The organism is Flavobacterium collinsii (assembly GCF_946903285.1).
In the GTDB taxonomy this organism is placed as follows: Bacteria; Bacteroidota; Bacteroidia; order Flavobacteriales; family Flavobacteriaceae; genus Flavobacterium; species Flavobacterium collinsii.
Map to the genome: position 1 here is coordinate 417,217 of NZ_OX336425.1, position 12,699 is coordinate 429,915.

The following is a 12,699-nucleotide window of genomic DNA, read 5'->3' on the forward strand; positions in this document are numbered from 1 at the left end:
TAAGATGAGTGCCCTTTTTTCTTATCTACACCTTTCCTAAATATTAAAACAAAACAATCTCTTATATTGTTTTTGAACATTGATAAAAAAAAGAAACAATCTTAATTTCAATTTCCAAAATTTAACATTTCATAAAACTCCAATAATTCTCACTATTATCACATTTTAATCGAAAAATCAACAATACCGCATTAACAGGCGTATTTTAACGCAAAAAAAATACATTCCGTAATAATTAAATAATACGGGTAAAAAAAAAGCTTTTTATATTAGGTAGATTAACAAATAATTAAGATTTTTACCAAACTAATTCAAAACACATAAAAATGAAACTAAAGTTCAATGGATTCTTAGTACTTTTATTAGTACTAGTTGCGCAACTTACTTTTGCGCAAGAAAGAGCTGTTTCTGGAACAGTTTCTGACAATACAGGAATGCCTTTACCGGGTGTTAGTGTACTAGTTAAAGGAACAAAAACAGGAACACAAACAGACTTTGATGGTAAATTTTCTATCAAAGCCTCATCAAATCAAGTTTTGGTATTTAGCTACATCGGGATGAAATCTCAAGAAGTAGCTGCATCTTCAACTTCTGTTAACATAAAGTTAGCCGATAATTCGGTGGAACTTGAAAGTGTAGTCGTAACAGCATTAGGTATTAAAAAATCTGACAAAGCTATCGGTTACGCCACAACAAAAGTATCTGGAAATGATCTTAACAAAGGAAATAACCAAAACCTTGTAAATGGTCTTAGCGGAAAAGTTTCCGGTCTTCAAGTAACTGCTTCAGGAGGTGCTCCAGGCCAAGCAAGTAGATTGGTAATCAGAGGAGGAAACAAATCAATAACAGGAAACAATGAACCTCTTTATGTTATTGACGGAATTCCAATGAGTAATGCCAACGATGGTAACGATAATACTGTAGTAGGATTTAATAGCCCTAACAGAGCCGCTGACATCAACCCAAATGATATTGCAAGCGTAACAGTTCTTAAAGGTGCTGCCGGAGCTGTATTGTATGGAAATCGTGGTTCGAATGGTGTTATCTTAATTACAACAAAAACAGGTTCTGATAAAGCAGGAAAACCTGTAATTGAATTCACTAGTTCCGTAGGAATAGATGATGCTCTTGTTTTACCTGATTTTCAAACTGAATATGCACAGGGATCAAACGGTGTAACTTATCAAGAAGGTACTTCCAGATCATTTGGTCCAAGAATTACAGGACAAACTGTATCAAGCCCTGGAGCAGGTGCAGCTCAAGGATTAGGAGCACAACAAATTCAATTAAAAGTATTTGACCCGAGAAAGCAATTCCTTCAAACAGGAATAACTTATAACAATAATATTTCTCTTTCAAATTCTACTGATGCGTACGATATGTTCGTATCCATTGGACAATCAAAACAAACTTCTATTGTTCCTAATCAAGGATATCAAAAATTCAATGGTCGTTTTAACAGTAACTACAAATTCAGCAGTAGATTTACAGCTGGTGTTAACTTAAGCTACAACGCTTCTGAAGGAGACCTTGCTTATGCGGGACAAGACGGATCTAATCCATTTTTCGCATTATTCCACGCTCCTGTTTCATGGGATTTAAAAGGTTACGGATATGAAAGACCGAACGGAACTCAAATTAACTTCCGTGGAGGAGCTTTTGACAACCCATACTGGACTGTTAACAAAAACTCAGCTCGTACTGATAGCCAAAGATATATTACAGGTTTAAACTTCGCCTTTGATGTAGCTAAAGGCTTCAAGTTAGCTTATCGTCTTGGTAATGACTATTTATCTGACAAAAGAACTCTTTTCAAAGACATCAACACTGGAGGTAATCCACGAGGATATCTAAGTTACGACAATGTTACTCGTCAGGAAACCAACTCTACATTGACTGCTACTTTCAATAAAGATATCACTGATAAGTTTAAAGCCACTTTAACAGCTGGACAAGATTACAACAATAGAACTGTCCAAAATTCAATAATTACCGGAACCGAACTAATTCTTCCAGGAATTATCAATACGAACAACATCAAGACATTCTCTCCTGGATATATTTACAACTCAAGAAGAACATTATTTGGAGTATTTGGAGACTTATCTCTTAGCTATGACAATTATCTTTTCTTAAACGTGGTTGCAAGAAATGAATGGAGCTCAACATTACCAAAAGACAACAGAAGTTTCTTCTACCCAGGAGTAAGTGCTTCTGTAATTTTTACGGATGCATTCAAAATCGAATCTGACGTACTTACATATGGTAAATTACGTGTAGGTGCTTCGAAAACAGGTAGAGATGCTGATGTTTATTTAACACAGCCTGCTTACAGAAAAGGGATATTTGCAGATGGATTTACTACTATAGGAATAGAATTTCCATTTAATAACCTGGCAGGATACACAATCCAAAATACTATTAGTAATGCTAATTTAACTCCTGAATTCACTACAGAATATGAGGTGGGTGTTGAATTAAAATTATTCAAAGATAGAATAGGTTTAGATGCATCATACTTCAGAAACGTGAATACTGATGGTATTATCCCATTAGATATTTCTCCTGCAACAGGTTCAACTGCCACAATTATCAATAGCGGACAAACTAGCTCGAAAGGTTTTGAACTTATGTTAAGAACAACACCTATTCAAACAAAAGATTTCAGATGGGATGTATCTTTCAACTTTAGTAGAATTAGATCACGTGTTGACGAAACTTATCCGGGTGTAGACAGAATTTTCCTTGGTGGGTTTGGCGGAAACCCTGCAATCTTTGCTGTAAAAGGGGAAAGATTAGGTACCATAGTTGGAACGGGGTACGCCAGAGATGCAAACGGAAAAGTATTAGTAGATGACGACGGAATCCCTTCTATATTAGACGGTCAAATTCTTGGCCATACTGAGGCAGATTGGACTGGTGGTCTAAGCACAGCCATTAACTACAAAAATATTTATTTTACAGCACTTGCTGACATAAGACAAGGTGGTTATTTATACAGTGGAACTGGTGAATTGTTAGATTTTTATGGTGTTAGTAAAGAGACATTAAATCGTAACGATGACTATATTTTCCCGGGAGTAAATGCTACTACAGGAGCTGACAATAACGTTGTGGTGAAACGTGATGCAAACTGGTATGGATTAGGCGCTTATCCTAACGAACAATACGTTTACAAAAACAATTGGGTTAAGCTAAGAGAAGTTACTCTTGGATACTCTTTCAAGTTAAAAGACAAATATATTCGTTCTCTGGATCTGGGAGTATATGGTCGTAATTTATTTATCTGGACAGATGTTCCTCATATCGATCCGGAATCGAGCTCTTTTGGAACTGGTAATGCACAAGGTGTTTCCAGATTTGCATTCCCAACTACAAGAACTTTTGGTTTCAACCTAAAAGCGCAATTCTAATACTTAAATTAATGAAAATGAAAAAAATTGACAACAAATATTTTAAGCGAATATTTCATATCGGCTTAATTACATTGGCGGCGGTATTTGTATCTTGTGAAAATGAGTTAGACATAAACAATGACCCAAACAACCCAACAGAAGTTCCATTTGTAACATTATTATCAGCTGCAGAAGTTAACTTAGCTTATACTCTTGGCGGAGACGGGACAAGAATGCCTGCAAGTATTGTACAGCATTATTCCGGACATAGAGGGCAGCCTTTAAATTTTGGACAGTACAACATCACATCAGGAGACACTGATGGTTTATGGGCAAGTCTCTACGATGTATTAATAGATTTAAGGTCAATTGAAGATCAAACTAAGATTTCAGGTGACAATCTTACTCTTGGTATTTCCAGGGTTCTTCAAGTTTATACTTTCAGTGTTGCAACAGATATATTCGGAGACATCCCGTATACCGAAAGCTTAAAAGGGCTAGCAAACATTACACCTGCCTATGATAAACAAGAAACAATTTACCCTGCATTACTTATTGTTTTAGATCAGGCAATTGTAAACATAAAAAGCAATGCCGGTGTTAATCCTGGATCGGCTGACTTAATATATGGTGGTAATGTAACCCAATGGGAAGCATTTGCTAATTCCTTAAAATTAAGATTACTTAATCATCTTAGTAAAAGAAATCCAACACAAGCGCTGACCTTTTTACAAACCAACCCATTACTAATTACCCGTAGTACAACAACTACAACGAATAATGCGCAAGTGAAGTTTACAGACATCGCTACAGGTGCAAACCCTATTTATCAATTTGATGTATTATCAGGTAGAAAAGATCAGGCAGTATGTAGCACCCTTGTTGACAACATGAAAGCTTTAAGCGATCCTAGACTTACTTTATACTTCTTACCTGTTAAAAACAACGGATCAGGTTTAAAGGGACAATACTTAGGTAACCTTCCGGGTCAGGATTTAGACGATTCAGGAGAAAATCTATTTTCTCGTGTAGGCCCAGCTTACGCTTCAATTAACTCACCTGTTACTTTTATTAGTGCAGCAGAAGTAGAATTTATTAAGTCTGAAATTTATTTTAGGGCTGGTGACCTTGCAAAATCAAAAACGGCATATGAACAAGCCATAACAAATGACTGTAATGCTGTAGAAGATAATGTAAAAGCAGCAAAAATAGAGCCTTTTATTGAAGCTGGTATAGATCACATCGTAAATAGTGACATAGCAACTTATATTGCTAACCCTTCGGTAGCTTACAACAATACATTGCAAAGAATCATGAACCAAAAATGGATCGCGATGTATCAAGCATCTTATGAGTCATTTGTCGACTGGAGAAGAACAGGGTTCCCTGTTTTAACTCCTCCTGCCACTAACCGTACCAATGGAGTTACTCCAAGAAGATTACCATATCCTCAAAAAGAAATTAATGTTAACGGTGCTTCTTTAGCTGCTGGACCTGGAGTTCCGATTCCTTATGTTACATTAACAACAAAAGTGTGGTGGGATAATTAATCCTGATACATTTATAAACCTATTAAAACCACTCAGTTCAGTCAGAGTGGTTTTTTTTTATCCCAACATTATACCTATATTTGTCCCATGGAAAAAGAACATCAAATATTTGGAATTAGAGCCATTATAGAAGCCATTCAGGCAGGAAAAGAAGTTGATAAAGTATTTATTCAAAAAGAGATTTCCGGAGAACTAATGAAAGATCTAATGAAAGTGATGAAACGCGCTAACATTAATTTCTCGTATGTACCTGTAGAAAAACTAAATCGCCTAACTCCAAATAATCACCAGGGAGCAGTAGCAACCATCTCCCCTATTGGTTTTATAGAATTGGAACATTTAGTTGAATCAACAATTGAATCAGGATCAAAACCTTTATTTTTAATACTGGATCAAATTTCAGACGCAAGAAATTTTGGTGCCATTATCAGAACTGCTGAATGCACCGGCGTAAACGGAATCATTGTACAGAAAGCAGGTTCGGCTCCGGTAAACGGAGACACTGTTAAAACTTCGGCAGGAGCAGTATTTAATGTTCCTATTTGCAAAGTTGAACACATTAAAGATGCAATTTTTTATCTTCAGGGATCAGGAATCAAAACGGTTGCGGCAACTGAAAAAACGGATCAGAACATATACGACATTGCATTAAATGAACCAGTAGCTATCATTATGGGGTCTGAAGACAGGGGTATAAATCCTTCTGTGCTAAAAATTGTAGACGAAAAAGCAAAATTACCTATGTTTGGATCAATTGGATCTTTGAATGTTTCTGTTGCCTGCGGTGCATTTTTGTATGAAGCTGTTCGCCAGAGAAGTTAAATAATATAAAGAATTGAGAATTATGATGACAAATTAATGTCTTCAAAATATACTCCTAAATACTCTTTCTTAAACCTGTAGCTTAATTGTATTACTGTTAATTACAAACTTAAGCTACGGGTAAAATAAACATTTTCACCCAACACTACCTATCCTCCTCAACCTCAGACTTTGTCAAAATATAGTTAACCGAAACATCCGAATTAAAATAAGTCACTAATACTTCCTGCTCGTCCTCTACAATCTCTGTATTTACGAAATTTCCATTTTCATCGAAATGCTTCATGAAAGGATCTTCTTCAGGATTAAAATCCGGTTTCTGCCATTCATAGACAATAGGCTTTGCGTACTCCGGAGTTTTATACATTAAAGACATTGCAAATCCGGTAATAAAACCTGCCAAATGTCCTTCCCAGGAAATGGTTTTATCTACCTCCGGAAACACGTACCAAATCATTCCGCCATAGAGCAAAATAACCGATAGTGAAAGTGCAACCAGCCGATAATAGCCTGTTTGTATCCCTTTAAAGAAAATAAAACTTACCAAAACATAAATCAATCCGCTGGCACCTATATGAAAGTTTTCGCGACCAATAATCCAAGTTATGAATCCTGAAAACAATATACCATAAGCGATAACCGCAAAGGATTGCTTTGGATAAAAAAATTGTAGTGCTGCTAATAATACCAGAAGCGGTATGGAATTGTTGTATAAATGACTCAAATTCTCATGAATAAAAGGACTGAACAAGACACCTTGCAGACCTAAAAAATCCCGAGGATAAATACCATACTGATAAAAGTCAAAATCAAAACGGATCTGAACCCAGTAAACAATCCACAAAAAAAGAACAAAAAATACCGGAAGTCCTATAACTGAAGTCGTAAATTTAAAGTGGTTGTCGTTCATAATTTATCAGTTAATTTTAAATGATCACATCAAAAAACTATCCAATTACAATTTACTGATAATTTGTCAGTTGACAATAACATTCTCAAATGCCTTTTTAGCCCTGATGGGAGCGGCATCCTTTTGTATCCGCCGCGGCGGAGGCAAAAGATAAAGCAGACAGCAGGAATAGCTTCTAAAAACTATAAAATTAAAACTGAAAATAGTAATTTTACAAAATGGAAGCACCTTTAGCCGAGCGTATTCGCCCACAACATTTAGAAGATTATATCAGTCAGAGTCACTTGGTTGGACCAAATGGATCCTTAACGCAGCAAATTTCGAAAGGAATCATTCCGTCATTAATTTTCTGGGGACCACCGGGAACTGGAAAAACTACTTTGGCGCAAATCATTGCACAAGAATCAAAACGACCTTTTTATATACTGAGTGCCATAAATTCAGGTGTAAAAGACATTCGTGATGTAATCGAAAAAGCCAAACAAAGCGGTGGACTGTTTACAGCTAAAAATCCTATTTTATTTATTGACGAGATACATCGTTTCAGCAAGTCACAACAAGATTCGCTTTTGGCTGCTGTCGAAAAAGGTTGGATTACACTTGTTGGCGCGACGACAGAGAACCCAAGTTTTGAGGTCATTCCTGCATTATTGTCACGTTGCCAGGTTTACGTACTTAATGCGTTTACAAAAGCTGATCTAGAGGCTCTACTGCACCGTGCTATAAAAACAGACATTTATTTAGCTTCTAAAAACATTACCTTAAAAGAAACTGAGGCTTTGCTCCGACTTTCTGGAGGAGATGGACGAAAATTGCTCAATATTTTTGAACTTGTCATTAATGCATCGGCAGGTGATGAAATAATTATTACCAACGATCGTGTTTTCGAATTGGTTCAACAAAATACCGTTTTATATGATAAAAGCGGAGAACAGCATTATGATATTGTTTCTGCCTTTATAAAATCTATTCGCGGCAGTGATCCGAATGGGGCTGTTTATTGGCTGGCCAGAATGATTGAAGGTGGTGAAGATGTGAAATTTATTGCCCGAAGAATGCTTATTCTCTCCAGTGAGGATATTGGAAATGCTAATCCGACTGCCTTTATCATGGCTAACAATACCTTTCAGGCAGTAACGACAATTGGCTATCCGGAAAGCAGAATTATACTGAGTCAATGTGCTATTTATCTGGCGACCTCTCCTAAAAGTAATGCCTCGTACATGGCTATTGGCAATGCACAGCAATTGGTAAAACAAACTGGAGATTTACCAGTTCCTATTCACTTAAGAAATGCACCAACCAAGCTTATGAAAGAGCTCGGTTATGGCGATGATTATAAATATTCGCACGATTATGCCAATAATTTTGCTGAGCAGGAATTTTTACCTGATGCTATAAAAGAAACGGTTCTTTACAATCCTGGGCACAATTCAAGAGAGAATAGCAACCGCGAATTTTTAAAGAACCGCTGGAAAGATAAATACGGCTATTAAAACCGTATCGTATTTTAGAATTTTACTGAAATTTTTTCAGAAACTAACTGATCATTTTTATAGTACTCAAAAAACCATTGATTATCTTTTGCATTCAAAGATCCCTGAACACCATCTTTTATAGCTATAAATGAGTCAGGACGTGATGTTTTTAACAACTTCATAACTACTTTTGGTGTTTTATCAATTAACTGATAACCATTTTCTGTTGGCTGAGCATACAACAAATTAGGATCTTTCATATCGGCTACCGGAGCTACTTCTACAACTTTCGTTGCAACAGCTGATGCCGTTAGCGGAGTAGCAGGAATCGAAGTTTTTGCTGTATTGGCACTTTTACCGCTATATTTATAACGCAAAGCGTTTATCGAAACAAATGCAAGATCAAGACACTCTCTGTAAGCCGTTTCATACTCTTTCTCTTTACTTTTTCCTATTGCTGATGTAAAAATTACTTTACCATAACAATCTTTAAATTCCACAAAAAGCTTAGTGATTAAAAACCCACTTTCTTTCTTCACATCGGCATATAAAAGATCACAACGATCACCAAAGCCTTCCGGCAACACCTCATTAGCATAAAAAGCCTGAAAACCGGCTTTGTTTAAATTTGCCTTTGTCATTGTTGACGTTCTATACTGGTTTTCTGTTTTAAGAAAATCATATTTTAGCGGCACAATAACAGCTTTATAATCATTAACCGATTGTGAAAATCCGATAACTGATGTAAGAAATGCAAGCAACAAAAATTTTATTCTCATAATTATAAATATTTTTTAAGTTCTAATAAATGGTTCACTTGTTTGATATTTTGCGGTGCTTCGATTCTTTTTTCATTAAAAAAAATAGCATCCAGACCTGCATTTAATGCGCCATTGACATCGGCATCAAGACAATCACCAATCATAATGCTACTCTCTTTCGAAGCTTTTGCAATGTTTATCGCATAATCAAAGATAATACTATTTGGTTTTTTCACACCCGCCAATTCAGAATTTGTTATAGTTTCAAAATAACCTGAAAGTGCAGCATTATTAATTTTCTTATCCTGAACATTTGCAAAACCGTTGGTTATGATGTGCAGTTTATATTTGGGTTTCAGATATTCTAAAACTTCAATTGCTCCTTCGAAAAGATGATTATTATCGGTTAAAAACTCGATATAATCATTGGCAATTTCATTGATGCTTTCATCTGAAATGACATAATTCAAAGCATCAAAAGAAAACTTCAATCTATTGTAACGTAACTCCAGATGTGTTATTTTATCGTTTTGATACAATTTCCAGCATGCTTGATTTATTGGAGCATATTTCTCAATAAAGTCCTGTGTTTTAATCTCGGGATATTTACTTTTAAAAATTCGATCAAAAGCCATTTCAGAGTTTTTATCAAAATCCCAAAGTGTGTGATCTAAATCAAAAAAGACATCGGTAATAGTGGTATTCATAATTTATAAAATTCCTTGATCTACAAAACTATAATATTTTGTTTCAGTAATAATCAAATGATCCAAAACTTTAACATCTAAGCTCTCGCCAGCTAATTTTATTTTTTTTGTAATCTTTTTATCGGCATCACTCGGCTCCAAATTTCCCGATGGATGATTGTGACACAAAATCAATCCGGTAGCACCAATTTCAAGTGCTAATTTAAAAACAATACGCACATCGACAATGGCTCCCGTAATTCCACCTTTACTTAACTGGGATTTAGAAATTACTTTATTTGAATTATTCAGAAAAAGCACCCAAAATTCTTCGTGCGGTAACTCTCCAATTATGGGTTGCATAATATCAAAGACTATTTTACTGGAAGTGATTTTAGCAAACTGGGCAGCATCCTCCGATCTTCGTCTGCGTCCTAGCTCTAGAGCTGCAATAATTGCAATGGCCTTAGCCTCTCCTATTCCTTTGTATTTTAGCAACTGCGTAATCGATAGTTTCCCTAAAGCATTGAGACTATCAACACTCACCAGAATTCTCCGACTAAGATGTACTGCCGATTCATTTCGACTACCTGAGCGAATTAACAGTGCGATTAATTCGGCATCACTCAAAGCTTCTTTACCTTTACGTATCAATTTCTCGCGAGGACGATCTTCTTCAGACCAATCTGTTATAGGAAAATAAGTTGCTACAAAATCTTGAGCCTCACTTGTTGTTTTTACAACTTTCACACTTGCATTCATTTTACAATACTCTTAGATGGCTAATATATAAAAAAATAAGAAAAATCATTCATATGAAACAGCATTAATCTCAAATTAATTTATTTCAATTAAGCTCACAGCTCGCAAAAATGTTTTATTTTAAATGCATGAAAATAATGTGTATTTTTCCTATCCTCTTCCTACTCTTCGCCTGCAACCAAAAAGAGCGAAAAAGCATTGTGACAGAAAGTTTGTCATCTGCAGCTTCAAACACTTTTTCTGAAAGATTATCCAATGCGGCATTATTAATTATTGATTCCTCAATAGACTATGACCCCACCTACTTTTCAATAAAATACCCGAATGGAGATATTCCTTCGAACAAAGGAGTCTGTACAGATGTTATAATTCGCTCTTATCGAAAATTAAATATTGATCTACAAAAAGAAGTACATGAAGATATGGTTACAAATTTCGAAGCATATCCGTCTTTACAAAAGTGGGGACTGACTTCAACCGACACCAATATAGATCATCGAAGAGTTCCAAATTTAGAAGTTTTCTTTGAACGAAAAGGTAAAAAGCTTCCTGTCACTCAAGATGCAAATGATTATAAAGCAGGTGAAATTGTCACCTGGCTAATTAACAACAAACTAGACCATATTGGAATTGTTACCGGTAAAAAATCAGCAGACGGAAAACGTAACTTAATTGTCCACAATGTTGGTAACGGGCAAGTTCTTGAAGACTGTTTGTTTCGGTATAAAATTACCGGACATTATAGCTATTGGAAATAAACATCCGCAAAAAAATCTAAAAAAAAAATGCCAACTGCAAAATTGCAATTGGCATATTATCTAATTTTCAAATTGACTAATTAATCAGCCCTTTTACGTCATCAAAATTCAAACCTCCGTAATTTCCAGAACTCATTAGCAATAATGCCGAATTTTCAAGATTCAAATTGAACAGATATTCTTTGAACTCAGCAGGATTTGTATAAATAATCAAATCTTCGCGATTGAAAGAATTTGCGATTTGTTCGTAAGTTACTTCTTCTAGTTGTTTAATTTTTACGGCATCAGGCGAATAGAATACTACCGCTACATCTGCATATTCAAGAGCTCCTTCGTATTCTTTGAGAAACTCTGCATTCAAACTGCTATAGGTATGCAATTCCAAACAAGCTACTAAAGTTCTGTTTGGATATTGCTCTTTTACTGCTTTTGTAGTCGCAGCGACCTTACTTGGGGAGTGTGCAAAATCTTTGTATGCTACTTTTCCTTTTCCTTCAGCAATTTTCTCCAATCGTTTTGAAGCTCCTTTAAAACTGGCAATTGCTTCGTAAAAATCAGCTTCATCAACACCCATGTTCTGACAAATCCATTTGGCTCCCGCCAGATTGTTCAAATTATGTGCTCCAAAAACTTCAATTGGCATATCGCCTTCGGGAGTTTCTAATAAAGTTACTCCATCACTTACTGTATACTTTGGTGTAGAATAGGCTAATTTTCGAATCGGGTTTGTAGCGGCTTCCGCAACACGTTTTACTTCCGGATCATTTTCGTTGTACACCAAAATACCTCCATTTGTAATTTTCCCAATAAAAATTTCAAATTGCTCAACATAATTCTCATACGTTGGAAACACATTGATATGATCCCATGCAATTCCTGAGATCAAAGCAATATTAGGTTGATACAAATGAAATTTTGGACGTCTGTCTATTGGAGAAGATAAATACTCATCCCCTTCCAAAACCATAAAATCATTCTCTTCAGTAAGATGCACCATAGTGTCAAAACCTTCCAACTGTGCTCCAACCATATAATCGACTTCAATATTATGATAATGCATTACGTGCAAAATCATCGAAGTTATTGTAGTTTTTCCATGAGAGCCTCCAATTACCACTCGGGTTTTATTCTTAGACTGCTCGTACAAAAATTCCGGATAAGAATAAATTTTCAAACCTAATTCCTGCGCTTTTAGCAACTCCGGATTATCCGCTTTCGCATGCATTCCGAGGATTATGGCATCAATATCAGCAGTGACTTTTTCAGGAAACCAACCCAGTTCAACCGGTAAGATTCCCTTTTTTTCCAATCTTGATTTTGAAGGTTCAAAAATAGCATCATCACTTCCTGTAACCTGATATCCTATATTGTGCAATGCAAGTGCTAAATTGTGCATGGCGCTTCCGCCTATGGCGATGAAATGTGTTTTCATTGAATACGTTAAATCGTTTGTTTGTTGAACTGTTTATTCGATAAAACGAAAATAGAATTCAACGCTTAAATCGGTTAATTATTTTTCAAAAATAAGGAATTATAAAATGTCTCATTTGCTTTTAAGGATAAATTAGTAATTTGTA

At 35.6% G+C, this 12,699-nt stretch carries 10 protein-coding genes; 5 read left to right on the forward strand and 5 right to left on the reverse strand.

Going from position 1 to position 12,699, the window contains the following annotated elements; translation table 11 throughout:
• The first annotated feature begins 326 nt into the window (after nucleotides 1–326).
• The 3 genes from OGZ34_RS01935 (at nucleotide 327) to rlmB (ending at nucleotide 5,767) form a co-directional block, all read left to right on the forward strand.
• Nucleotides 327–3,413 (forward strand): SusC/RagA family TonB-linked outer membrane protein, encoded by a 3,087-nt coding sequence (locus OGZ34_RS01935; protein ID WP_173967229.1) that lies wholly within the window; start codon nucleotides 327–329, stop codon nucleotides 3,411–3,413.
• A 17-nt stretch (nucleotides 3,414–3,430) separates the two neighbouring features.
• Complete coding sequence (locus tag OGZ34_RS01940) at nucleotides 3,431–4,945, forward strand: SusD/RagB family nutrient-binding outer membrane lipoprotein (protein WP_173967228.1); 1,515 nt, start codon at nucleotides 3,431–3,433, stop codon at nucleotides 4,943–4,945.
• 87 nt (nucleotides 4,946–5,032) lie between these two features.
• Entirely contained in the window at nucleotides 5,033–5,767 is a 735-nt protein-coding gene (gene rlmB, locus OGZ34_RS01945; protein ID WP_173967227.1) for a 23S rRNA (guanosine(2251)-2'-O)-methyltransferase RlmB, read from the forward strand.
• A gap of 145 nt (nucleotides 5,768–5,912) precedes the next feature.
• Here the strand turns inward: rlmB and OGZ34_RS01950 are convergent, their stop codons facing one another.
• Nucleotides 5,913–6,677: a rhomboid family intramembrane serine protease gene (locus OGZ34_RS01950; protein WP_173967226.1), complete on the reverse strand. Its 765-nt coding sequence runs from the start codon at nucleotides 6,675–6,677 to the stop codon at nucleotides 5,913–5,915.
• A gap of 218 nt (nucleotides 6,678–6,895) precedes the next feature.
• Between OGZ34_RS01950 and OGZ34_RS01955 the strand changes: the two genes are divergently transcribed.
• Nucleotides 6,896–8,173, forward strand: a complete 1,278-nt coding sequence (locus OGZ34_RS01955) for a replication-associated recombination protein A (RefSeq protein WP_263361971.1) — start codon at nucleotides 6,896–6,898, stop codon at nucleotides 8,171–8,173.
• A gap of 14 nt (nucleotides 8,174–8,187) precedes the next feature.
• On the opposite strand, the gene OGZ34_RS01960 is transcribed toward OGZ34_RS01955, so the two are convergent.
• The 3 genes from OGZ34_RS01960 to radC are packed head-to-tail and all read right to left on the reverse strand — an operon-like array spanning nucleotide 8,188 to nucleotide 10,364.
• Nucleotides 8,188–8,934, reverse strand: a complete 747-nt coding sequence (locus tag OGZ34_RS01960; RefSeq protein ID WP_173967224.1) for a hypothetical protein — start codon at nucleotides 8,932–8,934, stop codon at nucleotides 8,188–8,190.
• 2 nt (nucleotides 8,935–8,936) lie between these two features.
• Nucleotides 8,937–9,623 carry a YjjG family noncanonical pyrimidine nucleotidase gene (locus tag OGZ34_RS01965; protein ID WP_263361972.1) on the reverse strand — a complete coding sequence of 229 codons (687 nt, stop codon included), beginning with the start codon at nucleotides 9,621–9,623 and terminating at the stop codon, nucleotides 8,937–8,939.
• A gap of 3 nt (nucleotides 9,624–9,626) precedes the next feature.
• The gene (gene radC, locus OGZ34_RS01970) at nucleotides 9,627–10,364 is read right to left on the reverse strand and encodes a RadC family protein (protein WP_173967222.1); all 738 of its coding nucleotides are present in this window, start codon (nucleotides 10,362–10,364) and stop codon (nucleotides 9,627–9,629) included.
• A 128-nt stretch (nucleotides 10,365–10,492) separates the two neighbouring features.
• Here radC and OGZ34_RS01975 point away from each other — a divergent pair, with 128 nt between their 5' ends.
• On the forward strand, nucleotides 10,493–11,122 hold the full coding sequence (locus OGZ34_RS01975) for a DUF1287 domain-containing protein (RefSeq protein WP_263361973.1): 630 nt from the start codon (nucleotides 10,493–10,495) through the stop codon (nucleotides 11,120–11,122).
• Between the two features lie 76 nt (nucleotides 11,123–11,198).
• Here OGZ34_RS01975 and OGZ34_RS01980 read toward each other — a convergent pair whose 3' ends face one another.
• Complete coding sequence (locus OGZ34_RS01980; protein WP_263361974.1) at nucleotides 11,199–12,554, reverse strand: UDP-N-acetylmuramate--L-alanine ligase; 1,356 nt, start codon at nucleotides 12,552–12,554, stop codon at nucleotides 11,199–11,201.
• Nucleotides 12,555–12,699: the final 145 nt, after the last annotated feature.